Source organism: Kribbella sp. NPDC048928 (genome assembly GCF_043197975.1).
Classification (GTDB): Bacteria; Actinomycetota; Actinomycetes; order Propionibacteriales; family Kribbellaceae; genus Kribbella.
This window is the reverse complement of the sequence record NZ_JBICUC010000010.1, coordinates 231,658-248,923: the sequence shown is the minus strand read 5'-3', so window position 1 is coordinate 248,923 and position 17,266 is coordinate 231,658. Positions and strand designations below refer to the sequence as shown.

Here is a 17,266-nt window from a genome sequence, read left to right as displayed (position 1 = left end):
TCCTCTCAGGCGGGTTGGTTCGGCATCGTGGCGCGGGCGGTCAGTACGTCGCCGTACGGGATGACGCCGACGGTGTCGGCCCAGGTCTGCCACCGAGCGGCCAGGTCCTGCACGCGTTCGGGCTGTTCGGGCGCGAGGTTTCGGCTCTCACTGCGGTCCGCCGACAGGTCGTACAGCTCCCACGGTCCTTCGTACTCGCGGACGAGTTTCCACTGGCCCGAGCGGATCGCGGCGTTGCCGATGTGCTCCCAGAACAGGTCGTGCTCGTTCGCGGGTCCACCACGCAACAGGTCGAGCATGCTCCGCCCCGGCAGCGTCGGCAGCTCCTGTCCGGCGCGTTCGGTGAGCGCCGGTACATCGGTTGCCTCAAGCAACGTCGGCGCGATGTCGGTGAGCTGGTTCGGTGCGTCGACGACGGTCTCGTTCAGACCGCCCGCCGGCCACGACACGATCAGCGGAGTCGCAATGCCGCCCTCGTGGACCCAGCGCTTGTAGAGACGGAACGGCGTGTTGGAGAGGTTCGCCCACGCCTGGCCGTAGCTCGTGTACGTGTCCGGGGTCCCCGGCCGGATGTCGGGCGAGTTGCCCACCTTCATCGGCGTTCCGTCGGGGGCACTCGGCGGGATGATCAAATGATGCTGCCGGAACTTGTCGGCCGCTTCCGGCGCGCTGTTGAGCTCCTCGGCGCAGCCGCCGTTGTCGGACAGGAACACGACGATCGTGTTCTCCCGCTGCCCGGTCTCGTCGAGGGCCGCGAGGATCGTGCCGACCGCACGATCCATCGCGCGGACCTGGGCGGCGTACGCCTCCATCCGCTCGAGCTGCCACTTCTGCTCGGGCTCGTCCACCCACGCCGGCACCTCGGGGTCGCGGCGGTCGAGGGTCGCGTCCGCCGCGCAGATGCCCGCGTCGAGCTGGCGCTGCCGCCGACGGGTCCGCAGCACGTCCCAGCCTTCGTCGAACGCACCACGCGTCTCGGCGAGGTCCGACTCCTTCGCGTGCAGCGGCCAGTGCGGTGCGGTAAAGGCGACGTAGGAGAAGAACGGACCTTCGCTCTCGCGGATCGCCGCGGCCGCGTGCGCACCGATCTCGTCGGTGTAGTAGAAATCCGGTCCGAGGTCGGACAGCGGTACGGGCGTCTCGCCGTCGTGCAGCGTCGTCGTCTGGAAGTAGCTGCCGGCGCCGCTGATCGTCCCCCAGAACCGCTCGAACCCACGCCGCGTCGGCCAGGTGTCCGCGGGCTGCTCGCGCTCGTTCGCGAGGTGCCACTTGCCGGTCATGTGCGTGCGGTAGCCGGCCGCCCGGAAGGTCTCGGCCAGCGTCGCGGAACGGTCGGTGAGACTGCCCGGGTAGCCGCCGGGACCGTCGTTGTTGACCAGCTCGGCGACGCCGGTCTGGTGCGGATGCAGGCCGGTCAGCAGCGATGCGCGCGACGGGCTGCAGCGTGCCGTGTTGTAGAAGTTCGTCAGCCGGGCGCCGTGCGCGGCGAGGCCGTCGATGTTCGGGGTGCCGATCTCGCCGCCGTAGCAGCCGATGTCGGAGTAGCCCATGTCGTCGACCAGGATGATCAGGACGTTCGGTCTCATAGATCCCTCGCAGTTCAGTGAGTAAGTGATCAGGCCCAGCGCGGCAGCGTTGCGAGCATGCCGCCGTCGACCGGCAAGGACACGCCTGTGACGGCCCGCGACTCGGGGCCGAGCAGGAACGCCACCACCTGCGCCACGTCTTCGGCGGTCACGAAACGGCCGAGCGGATGGTTGGCGAGCAGTTCACGGGCAGCGTTCGGGTCGGACCAGCGGGCTTTGTTCCGGTCGACCGGTACGAATCCTGGCAGTACGGCGTTGCACCGCACTCCACGCGCACCCCACTCGACCGCGGCTGCCCGTACGAGCGCGTCCAGCGCCGCCTTCCCCATCGCGTACGCCGCCATCCCCGACTGCGCCCGCTGCGCATGCACGCTCGAAACATGCACGATCGACACATCGTCGTCAGGTGTGCGGGCTTCGCGGGCGACAGCTGTGCTCCACGCCCACGCGGCAGCAACCTGCACGTCCAGCACCTCCGCAAGCGCCGAGCTGCTCAAGCCCTCGAGCGCACTACGTTGTTCGGTGAGAGTTGCAGTCACCAGACCGCGTACCGGCCCCATCCTCGCCGCCGCCTCGAGCGCGCGGCTGATGGTCGACTCGTCGCGTACGTCGCCCACGACCCACTCGACCCCGTCCAGGACGGCCGGCCGATCCACCAGGTCGACGCCGACCACAGCCCAGCCGTGCTTCACGAGCGTCGCCACCATCGCCGTACCGATCCCGCCGCCCGCGCCGGTGACGACGGCGACCGCACTCATCCCTTCAGCCCCGACGTCGCGACGCCGTCCACGATCTTGCGCTGGAACGTGACGAACAGGACCAGCGGCGGCACCAGCGCAAGGGTGCTCATGGCAAGCATCGGCCCCCACGACGAGTCACCGGTCGAGTCGAGGAACTGCCGCAACCCGAGCGGCACCGTGAACAGCTGCACGTCGTTCAGGTAGATGAGCTGCTTGAAGAAGTCGTTGTACGTCCAGATGAACGTGAAGATCACCGTGGTGACCAGCGCCGGCCGCAGCAGCGGGAACACGATGTGCCGGTAGATCGCCCACGGCGAGCAGCCGTCCAGGCGCGCCGCCTCGTCCAGCTCGGGCGGCAGCGACCGGATGAACTGCACCATCAGCAGTACGAAGAACGCGTCGACCGCGAAGAAGTGCGGCACGAACAGCGGATAGAACGTGTTCACCCAGCCGAGCTTGTTGAACAAGATGTACTGCGGCACCAGCGTCACGTGCGTCGGCAGCATCAGCGTGACGAGCATGGTCGCGTACGCGATCCGGCGGCCGATGAAGTTCAGCCGGGCGAACGCGAACGCCGCCAGACTGCAGGAGAACACGTTGCCGATGATCGCCAGCACCGAGATGAACAACGAGTTCTCGATGAAGATGCTGAACGCCGTCGAGATGCCCTTCCAGCCTTCGGAGTAGTTGGACGGCTCGAAGTGCCGCGGGATCAGCCCGGGCTGGGAGAAGATCTCGTCGGTCGGCTTGAAGGAGCTCGCCACCATCCACACCAGCGGATACAGCATCACGAGCGTGACCACGATCAGCGCGAAATGCGCAAACAGCCGCCTCTTAGTTCTCATAGTGCACCCAGAACTTGGCGAAGAAGAAGTTGACGGCCACCACGGCGCCGGCCAGCAGAACGAGCATCCAGGCCATCGCCGCGGCGTAGCCCATGTCGAAGTTCACGAAACCCTCCTGGTAGAGGTACAGCGAGTAGAACAGCGTCGAGTCGGCAGGTCCACCGGAGCCGTCGCTGATGATGAAGGCCGGGGCGAACGCCTGGAACGACCGGATCAGTTGCAGAGTCAGGTTGAAGAACAGGATCGGGCTCAGCAGCGGCATCGTGATGCTCCAGAACTGCCGACCCCGGCTCGCCCCGTCCACCTGCGCCGCCTCGTAGAACTCCCGCGGGATCTGCCGCAGCCCGGCCAGGAAGATCACCATCGGCGCCCCGAACTGCCAGACCTCGAGCGCGATCAGCGTGCCGAGCGCGGTATGCGGTTCGGAGATCCACGACGGTCCGTGGATGCCGACCAGGGCGAGGATCTGGTTGACCAGGCCGTCGCCGTTGAACACCTTCCGCCACAGCACCGCGATCGCGACGCTGCCGCCGAACAGCGACGGCAGGTAGATCGCCGAGCGGTAGAAGTCCAGACCGCGCAGCCCGCGGTTCAGGACCACGGCGACACCGAGCGCGAAGCACAGGCTCAGCGGCGTCCCCACGACCACATAGATCGCAGTCACCTTGAGCGACTGCAGGAACAGCGGATCGTCGCCGAACATCCGCCCGAAGTTGCCACCGCCGATCCACTTCGGCGCGGTCAGCAGGTCGTACTTGGTGAAGGCGAGGTACAGCGACATCAGCATCGGCCCCGCCGTGAACGCCAGGAACCCGATCAGCCAGGGCGCCAGGAACAGCAGCGCCCACCCGTTCTGGTACCGAGTCCGCCGTCCGCCACGCAGCGCCGCAAATGCAACCGCCACAACTCACTCCTCTCCGACTCGACATACCACCGCGGCCCCGATCCCGGGACCGGCCGGCAAGAACTTGCCATCGACAACCAACTCGGCGGGGTCCAGCTCACCCCACGCGTACTCCAGCCACCCGTCCGCACCCGCCAGCGCAGCGAGCTGTGCTGCATGCGCCGTACCGACAGGACCGCTCGGGTTGTGGAACGTCAGCGACGTGTCTCCGATCGCCTCCGCGATCCGCGCGACACCCGCCGGCCCGCCCGCGTGTTTCGGGTCGACCAGCCAGTACATCAACGCACCGCCCGCACACGCCGCCGCGGCGAGCTCCGGCTGCCAGACGTGCTCCCCCGCGGCCAACGCCAGCCCCGCCGAGGCCGCGGCCTCGATTGCCGTCCGATCGCCGATCAGGTCCTCGACCCAGTACGGCTCCAGCGCGGCGAACTCCCGTACGACGACCGCCACGAACTCCGGCGGTACGAGGTGATGGCAGTCCACCATCAGCCGCACGTCGTCCGGGATCGCCGCCCGAACCTTCTCGACCAGCTCGAGCCCCGCGTCGATCAGCCGTGTACCCGACATGCCGCGCGCCCGGTTGTCCAGGAACGGCGCCACCTTGACGGCCGAGAACCCGTTGCCGGCGGCCCGAACCGCCTCGGCGACGATCGTCTCCGCGCCGTCACCGCCGAAGCGCCGATTCAGGTTCGCGTACAACCGAACCGGCCGCGGCGCGCCCAGTCCCAACGACTCCGAGACCGCCAGCCCGTCGCGCCGCGCTGTCAGATCCGCCAGCGCCGACGCGAAGCCTCCACGCACTGTCGACCACAGGAAGCTGTCGGCCGGCCGCGCGAGCTCGACCCGAGCCTGCTCCAGCGACAACCCGATGATCGACGACCGCACCGTCTGCGCGGCCTCGAGCACAACGTCGAGCGGTCCCCCGTCGGACAACTCACCGACACCACGGATGCCGTCGGCAACCAGCTCGACCATTACCCACATACTCCGGGGCGAGGGCCGGTGCGACCACACCCGCGCGGACTCGACGTACGGACCCATGCCAATCACCCGTACCGCAGCTCGAGCAGGCCCGGGACGAACTCCGCGGGCGCCGCATAGATCCGGTCGAGAATCACGCTCGCCGCGGAGACGGCCACACCGTCGGTACCGAAGGCGCTCAGCCGGATCACCGACTCCAGGTCCACCGGACGTTTGTCGTGCAGGTACGCACGGGCCCCGCGCTGCACCGATCGCAAGTACTCCGGTGCGTCCACCACTCCACCGCTGACGATCACCAACTCCGGGTCGAGCATGTCGATCAAGGTGCCCGCGGCGACACCAACAAGCTCGGCGCGATCGACCAGCAGCCGGTCCGCCCGCTTGTCTCCGTCGCGCGCAGCCTGCAGGAGATGTTCCAGCGTCCCGCGAGCGCCGATCAGCCCGGCTTTCCGCGCCTGCGCGAGCACAGTCAAGTCGCTGGCCGCGACGTGCAGGCAGTCCCGCCGCCCGCACGAGCACACGTCGGCCGCGGTCACACCGACGGACAGGTGATCGACGCTTCCGGCCGCCGCGTGGTGCCCGGCGCGTACCCGGCCGCCGATCACGAAGCCCGCGCCGACGACGTTGCCGACGAACAGACCGATCAGATCGTCCACACCCTGCGCGCCGCCGAACCACCGCTCGGCCATCGCCAGCGCCCGGAAGCTCGAGTCGATCTCCGTGGGCAGCCCGAGGCCACCGCCGAGAGCGTCGCGCAGCGGCACATCCCGCCACCGCAGCATCCGATGGTCTCGGACCACACCGGCCTCCCGATCGACCCAGCCACCGGTGCTCGCCCCGACCCCGAGAACCGTCCCCGGATGCTGCGCGACGAGTTGCTGGACGCCCTCGATCGCCTGCTTCACCAGCGCTTCGAACGCCCGCCGGCTCTTGTGCGGCAGCCGTACCTCGGCCAGCAGCGTTCCGCGCAGATCAAGCAGACACACCGTCGTACGCCGCAGTCCGAAGTGCACGCCCACCACGCGGTAGGTGCGTTCGTCGACGACCATCGGCGTCGGCGGCCGGCCGAGCGAGCGGTGCTCCGTCCCGGCCGGCAGCTCACGCAGCAGACCGGCCTCGCACAGCAGACTGGTCAGCTTCGTCATCGTGCCGGTCGACATCCCGGTCAGCCCGGCCAGCTCGGACCGCGCGATCGGCGCGTGCCGCATCACCGCACGCAGGATCGCCGAGTAGTTCTGCTGCCGGACGCCGAACGGCTGGACGGACCTCACGCAGGCCTCACTTGAGCGCGGCCTTGGCGTCGGAGAAGAACTTGGTCACCGCCTGCGACACCGAGCTCTTGCCGAAGCCGACCACCTGGTTCGCGTTCGGCAGCGACGTCTGCAGCAGCTTGCTCGCACCCGGCGGGTACATCTGCAGCGCCGCCGGGCCCTGCGACGCGACCAGCGCGTAGTTCTCGAGGACGAGCTTGTTCAGACCGGTCGCCGTCTTCGCCACGTCGGTCCTGATCGCCTCCGGGATCGGCACGCCGCGCGCCAGACCCATCGCCTGCGCGGCGTCCGGCTGGCTGGTCAGGTACTTCAGCATCGAGACCGCGCCCTCGATGTTCTTCGACTTCGGCGAGATCGCGAACCAGCCGGCCGGGATGATGTTCGTGCCGGGCTGGGAGCCCGGGCCGCCACTCGGGAACGTACCGAGGCTCAGCGTGTCCTTGGTCAGGCTCTGCATCGACGGCAGGCCCCGTGAGGTCGCGGTGCCGCTGTACGCCGCCTTGCCGACCGTCACCGGGTCGTTCTGGAACCCGGTCGCCGCAGCCGTGACCGCCATCTGCACCGCGGAACCGTTGCCGCGCAGGTCCTGCCACAGCTGCAGCCACGCAGCGAAGTCGTCCTCGGCGAACCCGAGCGAGCTGCCGTCGCCGAACAGCGCCTTGCCGCGACCGCGCAGGAAGGACTCGAGCGCGATCGGGCTGCCGCCGAGGTCGGCCGTACCCGCGAGCTTGTGACCGCTCTTGCTCCAGACCTCGGCCATCGTCGCCTTGTACTGGTCGATCGTCCAGTCCGGACTCGGCGCGCTCAACCCGAGCGGCTTGAGCTTCGTCGTGTTCACGATGATGGCCGGCTGGGTCGCCGCGCCGAGCAGCGCGAAGTAGTACTTGCCGTCGGCCTTCGTAGTGGTGGCGACGTAGTCCGGCATCTTGTCCAGGCCGAGATCGTCCTTGTACTGGTCCAGCGGAGCAACCGCACCGCGCTTGATGTACTCCATCAGGTACGGCAGGTGGATCTGGAACACGTCCGGCGGGTTGCCCCCGGCAACGCGGGTCGCGAGCTTGTCGTAGTACCCGGAGAAGCCGGAGTACTGCGGGTTGACCTTTGTCGCGCCCTCGCTCTTCTGATAGAGGTCGAGCGCCTCGATCAGCTTCTTGTTCTGGTCGCCCTCGCCCCAGAACATCACGTCCAGCGACGAGCCGGCGCCGCCGCCGGACGACGACTTGTCGCCGCCGCCCAGGCCGCGGGTGCAGGAGGAGACGGCCGCGACTCCGGCCGCCGCCGCCCCGAACCGCAGCAGTGTCCGCCGCGACAGCGGGGTGCCCTTGATCGACGTCATGATGTGCCCTTCGCATTCGATGCTGATGCGCGCTCGCGAACCAGAGCGGCGCCTTCGGGAAGTACGTCGGCCACCTCGTCGGCGAGCAGCCCGGCCAGCAGTGCAGCCGTCTGTGCGCCGTCGGCCGTGGCCGCGATGTTGTGCTGCTCCCACGGGTCGGCCGCCAGGTCGTACAGCTCCGCCTCGTCGTGGGAGCGGAAGACGTACCGGTGATCGGCGGTCCGGACGGACAGGTTGAGACTGTCCTGCGGGTACTGCCAGTCCTTTGCGTGGAACGGGTCCCCGTTCCCGCCGGGACGGCCGTCGTGCAGCATCGTCTCGGCGGTGACGTACTCGCGGGTCGGCGTCGCGGAGTCGTTGCCGACCATGCTCGCGAACGACCGCCCGTCATGCGGTTCGTGCCACTCGACGCCGGCCAGCTCACCGAGCGTGGCGGCGATGTCGACCATCGACACGAAGTTCGAGTTCCGGCTCTGCCGGCCGTCCGGGTGCCGCACGATCAGCGGGACCCGCAGATCCTCCTCGTAGTGCAGCCAGTGGCCCTTCTCCATCAGCCGGTGCGCGCCCATCAGGTCGCCGTGGTCGGACGTGAACACCACAACCGTCCGGTCCCACTCGCCGGCGTCCTCGAGGTACCGGCGGATGCGGCCGAACTGCGCGTCGACGAGCGCGCAGAGCCCCAGGTAGTGGCTGGTCACCTCGATCCAGCCCTGTTCGTCGAGGTTCTCGAAGTCGCGGGCGAAGTGCGACTCGCGGACCTCGCGCGGCTTCGTCGCCGTCCCCGTCTTCCAGCTCTCCGGCAGCTGCACCTTGTCGCGGTCGATCAGCCGGTCGTACGGACTCGGGACGAGCATCGGGAAGTGCGGAGCGTTCATCGAGCAGACCGCCAGCCACGGCTTGTCCGCCGGTCGCCGATCCAGTCCTTCGAGGAAGGTGTCGCACTGCCACGTCTCGAGGAACGAGTCGAGCGGGATGCTCGAGGTCGCGTACGGCTGCTCCCGCAGCGCCGCGAGGTCTTGGGTCGTGAGGTTCTCGATGTGCTCGGGGTCGAACGCGTACCCGCGCTCGCCGGCCCATGAGCGGTAGTCCTCGATGTAGCGGCCGCGGTCTTGTCCCCGCAGTACTGCGGGGATCGCGCTGCTGTCTGCCCAGCCCATCCGGTCCGGGGTCGTGCCCGGCACGTGCCATTTGCCGTTGTAGTGCGTGTGGTAGCCGGCGGTGGCGAACGCCTGCGCGATGCCTGCCTCGCGCAGCTGCGGTTCGATCGGGCGCCAGTTCCCGAGGACGCCGTGGTGCCGTGGCATCAGACCGGTCCACAGGCTCGTCCGCGACGGGCAGCACAGCGGGAACGGCGTGTAGCAGGCGTCGAAGACGGTCGACTCCCCCGCCAGCGCGTCCAGGTTCGGCGTCTGCGCAGCGGGGTTCCCGGTACAGCCCAGAGTGTTCCAGCTCTGCTCGTCGGCCATCACGACCAGAACGTTCGGACGGTCAGTCACGCGTCCCACCTTGTCCGGTTCGACGGGTTTACTTCCAGCTGAAGTTAAGTGGCCGGGCGGTGGCCTGTCAACCACTCGCCCGGCATTAACTTCAGCCAGAAGGAAATCGCCGGAACCGGCCGGACTAGCTGCGCCGGAGGTTCACGACGGTGCTCGTGGTGGCGGTGATCGACCCGCCGGTGGTGAGGCCGAGATGGCACACGACGACATCGGCACCGGCCTCGGTCATCGCGACCGCGTCGGCGCTGGAGAAGACGTACGGCGTGGTGAGCAGGCCGAGCTCGTGGGCGACCGCACTCCCGCGACCTCGACGACGCTTGGCATCAGCACGAGATCGGTCTCTCGCACGTACGCCGCCGTGTCGCCGGACGTCGCGGTCGACACGATCACCTTCGGTACGCCCAGGGGTAGCTCGCGGAACGCCGCAGCGGCGATCGACGTACCGCCCGTCCCACCGAGTGCTAGGGCGCATCCAGGTCCGCTCCACCTGCGGCCGCCACGGACGAACGGTCCACGTCGGCGGCCAGATGGGCGCCGCGACCTGCGGTCCGTCCGGGACCACGTCACTCACCGACCGTCCGCCGATCCGGGGCCGAGAACGCGATCATGAAGATCGCCTCGTCGGTACCGATGTTGCGGGCGTTGTGCAGCGCGCCGGTGGGGATGCTGATCGTGTCGCCCGGCCCCATCGTCACCCGGTCGTCGTCGACGGTGTGCTCGATCGTGCCCTGCAGCACGTGCAGCACCTCGTCACAGTTCGGGTGGTAGTGCCGCGGATTCTGCTCCCCCGGCCGGATGTAGCAGCGCCCGACCGTCATCGTCGACGAGTTGCCGAGGGCACCGGACACCATCCACTCCAGCCGCCCCCAGGGCTGCTCCTCCACTGTCACGGCGCCGGCGGCGGTCACACGGCTCTTCTCTCCCATGATCAACTCTCGATCTCGGCCGACTCACCGGCGGGCAGCCGGCGGTACAGCTCGTACAGCTTGAGGATTTCCCGGACGTCGGCGAGCGTCCCCTTCTCGACCGGTGTCCCGGCCAGTACGTGCTCGCAGAAGTGCACGATCTCGGGCACGTAACCGAGGTAGAACAGGTTCTTGTTGTAGAGCTGGCCGAGCGAGAACTCCGGCTCCCAGCGCAGCGGCGCGACCGCGTCGTCGGTGACGAACGACGACGACCGCCCGTACCCGAGCTCCGCACCGGCTCGGTAGTAGGTGATCCGGACACCGTTGTCGACCACCACGTTCGCTCCGGCGCCGATCACCTCGACACGCTCCAGTGGCGCGCCGTTCGCGGAGCCCGCGGCGAGGTGCAACGTGCCGACCGCCCCGGATTCGAACAGCAGGCTCGACACGCTGGCGCCGGTCCGCGGCTCCCACTCGTAGCTCAGCCTCCGCACCGGGCCCATCAGGTGGGTGAGGATCGCGGCCGGGTGGAAGATGTGGTCCAGGAACCCGATCATCCGCACGTCGTCCGAGCGGTCGTCCGGCGCGGGCAGGGCCTGCGGGTAGCGGACCGAGATCGAGGACACCGGCCCGAACTCCGGCGTACCGATGATCGCCTTCACCTTCTCCGTCGCGGGCGTGAAGATCTTCTTCAGCCCGGTCATCACCGTGCGGCTGGTCTCGTCGGCGGCGACCTGCAGCCGGTCGAGCTGCGCCAGCCCGGCGGCCGTCGGCTTCTCCATCCACACATGCGCGCCCGCCCGCAGACAGTCCTCGGCCAGCGCCGTCGCCTGGACGTCGCCGTCCGGGGTGTAGGACGTGACGATGAAAACCGCATCCGGCTGCTCGGTCGCGAGCATCTCCCGATGGTCGTCGTACGCCGCCGCGGCGCCGAACCGCTGCGCGTAGGTCTCCGCGCGATCGAGCTGCACGTCACAGACCGCGACCAGATCGACCGGTGCGTACTGGAACGCGGGATAGACGTTGCGGTACGAGTGCCCGCCCGCGCCGATGAAGGCCACCCGCAAACGCTCGGAGTACTCGAACTGATAGGTCACGGTCATCGCCAGGTTCCCGTCCGTCGCATTGCGCCTCTTCTCGCCGGCCAATAGGCTCGATCGCGTCCTAGATTGGCGTTCGAAACCCGGGGGCAGCTAGAGCCACAGCGACGAAATTGGACCCTGTTTGTGATTCAGCACGGTAATGGCCTCAGATTCTCGGCCGACGAGCTCGCCCGGATGCTCGTCGGCACCGGTGCCCGGTCCGGGCCGCTCTACCGTCAGCTGAGCGACAGCCTCGCCGAGCTGATCGAGCGCGGCGAGCTGCCACCGGGCGCGGCCCTGCCGCCGGAGCGTGCGCTCGCCACGGCGCTGACGGTCAGCCGTACGACGGTCGTCGCGGCGTACCAGGCGCTCCGGGAGAGCAAGCGTCTCGAACGGCGCCAGGGCAGCGGGACCCGGGTCAGTCCGGACCGCAACCGGGAGACGGTGTCCGGGCTCGCCGGCGACCACGCGGCCAGCCAGTTCCTGAACGGGCCGTTGGTAACGATCGACTTCGCCACCGCCGCGCTCCCCAGCCTGGATCTGGTCGCCGATGTCGCCGCGGGACTGACCCGGGACGACTACCTGCGGCTGACCGGCACCTACCACGGGTACCACCTGCGCGGTCTGCCGGCGCTGCGCGAGCGGATCGCCCGCTGGTACAGCGATGGTGGTCTGCCGACGGCGCCCGAGGACATCCTGATAACGTCCGGCGCACAGCAGGCGCTGGAACTCGTGGCGCGCGGCTGCCTGCAGGCGGGCGACGGCGTGGTCGTCGAGCAACCGACGTACCGCGGGGCTCTCGAGGCGTTCGCGCGGACCGGCAGCCGGCTGCGGACGGTACGGATCGACGAACACGGCCTCGATGTCGCGGCGCTCGAACGCCTGCTGACGAACGAGTCTCCACGACTCGTCTACGTGCAGGCAGCCGCGCACAACCCGACCGGCGTCGTCCTGTCCGACGAGCGGCGGCAGCGGCTCGCCAAGCTGCTCGACCAGCACGAGGTGGTGCTCGTCGACGACACTTCGCTGGCCGGTACGGCGTTCGACGGGCGATCGACGCCCGCCGCGCTGGCGACCCACGAGCGGCTCGTCACGATCGGGTCGCTGAGCAAGCTGTTCTGGGGCGGCCTCCGTCTCGGCTGGATCCGTGCCGTACCGCAGGTGGTGTCGCGGTTCGCTCAGGTCCGCGGCATCACCGACCTCGGCAGCTCGCTGGTCGCCCAGGAGGTCGCACTCCGGCTGATCGACCATCGCGAACAGGCTGCGGCAGAGCGCCGTACGACCTTGCCCGTCGGACTGCAGACGTTGACCGGCCTGCTGGCGGAGCACCTCCCCGACTGGTCGTGGCGCGAGCCGGAGGCCGGCGCCTCGCTGTGGGTGCGGCTGCCGCACGGCGACGCCACCCACTTCGCCCAGATCGCCCTCCGGTACGGCGTAGCGCTGCTGCCCGGCGCGGTCTTCTCCGCGGACGGCAGCACCGACCACCACACCCGCCTCCCGTACGCGTTGCCCACGGCAACGTTGACGCAGGGCGTCACGCGCCTCGCGCAGGCGTGGACCGACTACGTGAACCGCACCACGGTCGACGTCACGCTGACCTCGGCGGTCACCTAGGTGGACTGCAGCGTCAACAGGTAGGCGTCGACCGCGGCGGGGCTCAGTGCGTGTTCGACGACCATCATTGCGGCGCCGTACAGGCCGGCGTCCGCGCCCATCGTCGCCGGTTCGATCCGTACGTCACCGGCCGGCCCGGCCTGCGCCGAGCGCGCGATGCTCTCGCGGATGCCCGCGATCAGCTGGTCCTCGGCCTCCGCGAGGTAGCCCCAGAGACTGATCACACCGGGGTTGAGCAGGTTCACGACGCTCGCCAGCACGTCGCCGATGTCACGGCCGGCCATCCGGACGGCGTGACCGGCGTCGACGTCACCCGACCGCGCAAGGACGGCCACCGCGCGCGCGTTCGGCGTGTCGACACCGTTCGCCCGCAGCCGCTTGGCGAGCGCAGCGCCGCTGGCGACGGCGTTCAGGCAGCCCACGTTCCCGCAGCTGCAGGGCTCCTCGGATACGCCGACGCGGGTGTGCCCGATCTCGCCGGCCAGGCTCGAGACGCCCTGGACAACCTTGCCGTTGACAACGACCCCGCAGCCGATGACCGTACCGGCCTTCACGCTGATCAGCACCTCCGGCGCATCCGTACGGGCACACAACTCCCCGAACGCCAGCAGGTTCACGTCATGATCCACGAACACCGGTACCGGCAGCCACTCGGTCAGCACCGCCTCGACCGCCTCGCTCGACCAGTCCGCACCGGGCGCATGCGTGGCGAGCTCGATCCGGGCCGGCATCCCGACCCCGATCCCGTGCACGAGCGCCGGGTCCAGCTCGAGCCGCTCCAGCATCCGCCCGAACTCCGCGACCACCAGCACGAGCACCGGACCGGCACCGCTCGTCACGTCGATGTCGATCATCCGGCTCTCCAGGATCTCGCCGGACAGATCCGTGACCGCCGTCCGGACGCCGGAGATCCCGAGCTGGGCCGCCAGCGTCACGCCCGACCGCGGATTGAAGCTCAGGGTCGCGGCCGGCCGGCCGCGGGAACCGGCCTGGGTCGCACCGTCGAGCGTCAGCATCCCGGACGCCAGCAGGACCTCGAGCCGGTCGTTGACCGTCGAGCGCGCAATGCCGAGGTGGTCGGCGAGCTGCCCGGTCGTGTTCGCGTCACCGCGCCGCACCAGGTCGAGGATCTCCCCGGCCCGGACGATCCGCGACGGGGACACCCGCGGGAAGGCTCGCGGGGACACCCGAGAGGGCACTGTGCTCATCGACTCTCCTCTGCGATCGCGCTGTGTCAGGGTACGTCGACCCAATTATGTCAGAATCAACATCTTTCTGTTGACCATCGACATTAAGCGCCCTACGCTCACCGAAACGAAGCGAGGAGCATTCCGATGACAGAGTTTCGTGCGAGCAGGCGCCAGCTGCTGCGAGCCGGTGGCGCGACCGCTCTCGCCGCCGGACTGGGACCGGCCGTCCTGACCGGCTGCGGTGGATCCGGCGACGCCGCCGGCGGTGGCGGCCAACTGAGCTTCATGTACTGGGGCTCGGCCTTCGAGAAGAAGGCGATCGACCAGATGCTGAAGAAGTACGCAGGCGAACACAAAGGCGCGAAGGTCGACCCGATGTTCGTGCCGGTCGCGAACTACCCGACCAAGGTGTCCAGCCTGGTCGCCGCGAACACGCCGCCGGACCTCGGCTATCTCGGTACGTCGCAGATGTACGACCTGGCGCAGAAGGACCTGATCCTCAACCTCTTCCCGTACGTCGAGAAGTACCCGGCGCTCAAGGACCGGCTGCCGAGCAGCTACTTCTGGTACGGCAAGGACAAGCTCGCCGCGAACCAGCTCGCGATGGGCGTGCAGATCCTCTACTACAACACCGACGCCTTCAAGGCGGCCGGCGTCGACCCGGCACCGTTCACCGCCGAGACCGCGTGGAGCTGGGACGACTTCGTCCAGGCCGCGGACAAGCTGACCGTCGACCAGAACGGCAAGCATCCGTCCGAGGACGGCTTCGACGGCGGCAAGATCAAGCAGTTCGGCACCATCGCGCCGTTCGGCGGCGGTGGCCTCTACAGCCTGCTGCGCTCGAACGGCGCCGACATGGTGAACGAAGACGGCACGAAGTTCGCGCTCGACTCGGCGGCGGCGGTCGACGTACTGAAGAAGCTCCAGGACCTGATCTACGTCCACCGGGTGGCGCCGACCCCGGCCCAGCTCGGCAAGAACGCGCCGACCACCGCCGTCCAGCTGCAGACGAAGCGGGTCGCAATGGTGATCGACGGCAACTGGCAGATGCTCGACCTGATGGAGGGCAAGGTGCCGTTCGGCGTCGCGGTGCTCCCGAAGTTCCAGGAGTCGCTGACCATGACCGGCGGCGCGGCCGGGGCGATCTTCGCGAAGACCAAGCACCCGGAGGAGGCGATCGAGCTCTACCTCTACTACAACGACCCCGAGCACGTGGACCTGTTCAAGGACGGGCTGTGGGCGCCGCTGCAGAAGAAGTACTACACAGACGAGGCCGAGATCGACAAGTGGGTGCTGAAGGACAAGTATCCGCCGAACTTCCGGACCGCGGTCGTCGACACCACCGCGAAGCACGGCGTCACCGACTGGGGTCAGCAGATGAAGAACTCCGAGCGCATCCACCAGGTGCTCGACCCGGCGATCGAGCAGATCAGCCTGAACAAGGGCGCCCCGATCGACATCGTGAAGGCGCTGAAGCCGAAGATGCAGGCGCTGCTGCAGGGCAAGTGGCCCACCCAGGAGTTGTGATGCCGTCCTCTCCGATGAAGCAGGAGGCCCGCTGGGGCGTCCTGCTCGCGCTGCCGGCGATCATCGGGTTCGTCGCCTTCACGTTCCTGCCGATGATCGCGTCCGCGGTGATCAGCCTGACCGACTGGACTATCGGCGCCGCCCCGAAGTTCGTTGGCCTGGCCAACTACAAGCGGATGTTCACCGCCGACGACAGCTTCTACAAGTCGTTGTGGGCCACCGTGTACTACACGCTCGGCGCCGTGCCGCTGCTGCTGATCGTGGCGTTCGGAGTCGCGCTGCTGCTGAACCAGCCGGTCCGCGGCCAGTCGTTCTTCCGGGTGATCTACTACCTGCCCGCGATCGTGCCGATCGTGGCGAACTCGATGCTCTGGATCTGGCTGTTCAACCCGGACTTCGGACTGCTGAACACGCTGACCGAGAAGGCCGGGCTGCCCCGGTCGCAGTGGATCTTCGACGAGTCCACGGCGATCCCGTCGCTGATCCTGATGTCCGTGTGGGGCTTCGGCAACGTCGCTGTCATCTTCCTGGCGGGACTGCAGGGCGTGCCGCGCCAGCTCTACGAGGCGATCGCGGTGGACGGCGGCGGCGCCTGGCGGAAGTTCCGGCACATCACGCTGCCGATGATGACGCCGACGATCTTCTACAGCCTGGTGACGAGCGTGATCGGGGCGCTCCAGGTGTTCGTACAGGCCGCGGTGATGACCGAGGGCGGGCCGAACGACTCGACGCTGTTCTACATCTACTACCTGTACCGGACCGCGTTCACCAACAACGAGATGGGCTACGCCAGCGCGCTGGCGTGGGTGCTGTTCCTGGTGATCATGGCGGTCACCGTGGTGCTGTTCCGCAACTCGAGCCGCTGGGTCTACTACGAGGCGGGGAGTGCTCGATGACCGCCGTACTGGACAAACCCACCACCGCGGCCAAGGCGCCACCGGCGTCGCGCCCGCTGGCGCCGAAGGGCATCGGGAAGAAGCTCCTCGTGTACGTGCTGCTGATCGCGGGCGCGGTGCCGACCTTGCTGCCGCTGATCTGGCTGGTCCGGAGCGCGCTGATGGACTCCGGGCAGATCTTCGTCTCGCCGCCGGAGTGGATCCCGAAGCCGTTCGCCTGGGACAACTTCACCGGCGCGCTCACCCAGGTCCCGTTCGCCCGGTACTTCCTGAACACCATTGTCCTCGAGGCGGGCGTCCTGATCGGGACGATGCTGTCCTGCTCGCTGGCGGCGTTCTCGTTCGCGCGGCTGCGCTGGCGGCACAAGAACCTGGTGTTCGGCATCCTGATGTCGGGGGTGATGCTGCCGTACGCCGTGACGCTGATCCCGACGTTCCTGTTCTGGCAGAAGCTCGGGCTGGTGAACACGTACGTCCCGCTGATCCTGCCGCACTGGTTCGGGACCGGGGTGTTCAACATCTTCCTGCTCCGGCAGTTCTTCCTGTCGATCCCGTACGAGCTGGACGAGTCGGCGTACATCGACGGCGCGACGCCGTTCCAGGTGTACTGGCGGATCATCCTGCCGCTGTCGAAGCCGGCGCTGGCCGTGGTCGGGGTGTTCACGTTCCTCGGGGTCTGGAACGACTACCTCGGGCCGCTGATCTACCTGAACGACTCCGACAAGTACACGCTGGCGATGGGGCTGGCCTCGTTCCAGGGCACCTACACGGCACAGTGGGGGTACCTGATGGCCGCGGCCGCGGTCGTCCTGCTGCCGATCGTGATCCTGTTCGCCTTCGCCCAGAAGTACTTCGTCGAAGGCATCGCACTGACCGGACTGAAAGGCTGACAT

General features: G+C 68.4%; 16 protein-coding genes and 1 pseudogene. 4 read left to right on the top strand and 13 right to left on the bottom strand.

Annotation, left to right across the window (positions count from 1 at the left end; translation table 11 throughout):
* Nucleotides 1–5: 5 nt before the first annotated feature.
* The 12 genes and pseudogenes from ACGFI6_RS36185 to ACGFI6_RS36130 form a co-directional block, all read right to left on the bottom strand.
* Entirely contained in the window at nucleotides 6–1,586 is a 1,581-nt protein-coding gene (locus tag ACGFI6_RS36185; RefSeq protein ID WP_393126815.1) for an arylsulfatase, read from the bottom strand.
* Nucleotides 1,587–1,615: 29 nt separating this feature from the next.
* A complete protein-coding gene (locus tag ACGFI6_RS36180) occupies nucleotides 1,616–2,344 on the bottom strand; it encodes an SDR family NAD(P)-dependent oxidoreductase (protein WP_393126814.1) in 729 nt (242 codons plus the stop codon).
* Entirely contained in the window at nucleotides 2,341–3,171 is an 831-nt protein-coding gene (locus tag ACGFI6_RS36175) for a carbohydrate ABC transporter permease (protein WP_393126812.1), read from the bottom strand. Before ACGFI6_RS36175 ends, ACGFI6_RS36180 begins: the two co-directional genes overlap by 4 nt.
* Nucleotides 3,161–4,075: a carbohydrate ABC transporter permease gene (locus ACGFI6_RS36170; RefSeq protein ID WP_393126810.1), complete on the bottom strand. Its 915-nt coding sequence runs from the start codon at nucleotides 4,073–4,075 to the stop codon at nucleotides 3,161–3,163. Before ACGFI6_RS36170 ends, ACGFI6_RS36175 begins: the two co-directional genes overlap by 11 nt.
* Before the next feature lie 3 nt (nucleotides 4,076–4,078).
* Nucleotides 4,079–5,050 (bottom strand): enolase C-terminal domain-like protein, encoded by a 972-nt coding sequence (locus ACGFI6_RS36165; RefSeq protein ID WP_393126808.1) that lies wholly within the window; start codon nucleotides 5,048–5,050, stop codon nucleotides 4,079–4,081.
* 71 nt (nucleotides 5,051–5,121) lie between these two features.
* Nucleotides 5,122–6,327 (bottom strand): ROK family protein, encoded by a 1,206-nt coding sequence (locus ACGFI6_RS36160; RefSeq protein WP_393126806.1) that lies wholly within the window; start codon nucleotides 6,325–6,327, stop codon nucleotides 5,122–5,124.
* 7 nt (nucleotides 6,328–6,334) lie between these two features.
* On the bottom strand, nucleotides 6,335–7,663 hold the full coding sequence (locus ACGFI6_RS36155) for an ABC transporter substrate-binding protein (protein ID WP_393126804.1): 1,329 nt from the start codon (nucleotides 7,661–7,663) through the stop codon (nucleotides 6,335–6,337).
* Complete coding sequence (locus tag ACGFI6_RS36150) at nucleotides 7,660–9,159, bottom strand: sulfatase-like hydrolase/transferase (RefSeq protein WP_393126802.1); 1,500 nt, start codon at nucleotides 9,157–9,159, stop codon at nucleotides 7,660–7,662. Before ACGFI6_RS36150 ends, ACGFI6_RS36155 begins: the two co-directional genes overlap by 4 nt.
* Nucleotides 9,160–9,283: 124 nt before the next feature.
* Nucleotides 9,284–9,439 (bottom strand): annotated as a pseudogene (locus tag ACGFI6_RS36145) (phosphoenolpyruvate hydrolase family protein); the annotation flags it as partial.
* Entirely contained in the window at nucleotides 9,385–9,726 is a 342-nt protein-coding gene (locus tag ACGFI6_RS36140; RefSeq protein WP_393126800.1) for a Tm-1-like ATP-binding domain-containing protein, read from the bottom strand. The gene ACGFI6_RS36140 and the pseudogene ACGFI6_RS36145, both read right to left, overlap by 55 nt.
* A complete protein-coding gene (locus ACGFI6_RS36135; RefSeq protein WP_393126798.1) occupies nucleotides 9,723–10,085 on the bottom strand; it encodes a cupin domain-containing protein in 363 nt (120 codons plus the stop codon). Before ACGFI6_RS36135 ends, ACGFI6_RS36140 begins: the two co-directional genes overlap by 4 nt.
* A gap of 2 nt (nucleotides 10,086–10,087) precedes the next feature.
* Nucleotides 10,088–11,167 (bottom strand): Gfo/Idh/MocA family protein, encoded by a 1,080-nt coding sequence (locus tag ACGFI6_RS36130; RefSeq protein ID WP_393126796.1) that lies wholly within the window; start codon nucleotides 11,165–11,167, stop codon nucleotides 10,088–10,090.
* 123 nt (nucleotides 11,168–11,290) lie between these two features.
* Here ACGFI6_RS36130 and ACGFI6_RS36125 point away from each other — a divergent pair, with 123 nt between their 5' ends.
* Complete coding sequence (locus ACGFI6_RS36125; protein WP_393126795.1) at nucleotides 11,291–12,760, top strand: PLP-dependent aminotransferase family protein; 1,470 nt, start codon at nucleotides 11,291–11,293, stop codon at nucleotides 12,758–12,760.
* Here ACGFI6_RS36125 and ACGFI6_RS36120 read toward each other — a convergent pair.
* Complete coding sequence (locus tag ACGFI6_RS36120; protein WP_393126793.1) at nucleotides 12,757–13,968, bottom strand: ROK family protein; 1,212 nt, start codon at nucleotides 13,966–13,968, stop codon at nucleotides 12,757–12,759. The genes ACGFI6_RS36125 and ACGFI6_RS36120 overlap by 4 nt on opposite strands.
* 126 nt (nucleotides 13,969–14,094) lie before the next feature.
* Here ACGFI6_RS36120 and ACGFI6_RS36115 point away from each other — a divergent pair, with 126 nt between their 5' ends.
* The 3 genes from ACGFI6_RS36115 to ACGFI6_RS36105 are packed head-to-tail and all read left to right on the top strand — an operon-like array spanning nucleotide 14,095 to nucleotide 17,263.
* Complete coding sequence (locus ACGFI6_RS36115) at nucleotides 14,095–15,477, top strand: ABC transporter substrate-binding protein (RefSeq protein ID WP_393126791.1); 1,383 nt, start codon at nucleotides 14,095–14,097, stop codon at nucleotides 15,475–15,477.
* Complete coding sequence (locus ACGFI6_RS36110; protein WP_393126789.1) at nucleotides 15,477–16,373, top strand: carbohydrate ABC transporter permease; 897 nt, start codon at nucleotides 15,477–15,479, stop codon at nucleotides 16,371–16,373. Before ACGFI6_RS36115 ends, ACGFI6_RS36110 begins: the two co-directional genes overlap by 1 nt.
* Nucleotides 16,370–17,263 (top strand): carbohydrate ABC transporter permease, encoded by an 894-nt coding sequence (locus ACGFI6_RS36105; protein WP_393126787.1) that lies wholly within the window; start codon nucleotides 16,370–16,372, stop codon nucleotides 17,261–17,263. The genes ACGFI6_RS36110 and ACGFI6_RS36105 overlap by 4 nt, the downstream gene beginning before the upstream one ends.
* Nucleotides 17,264–17,266 lie beyond the last annotated feature (3 nt).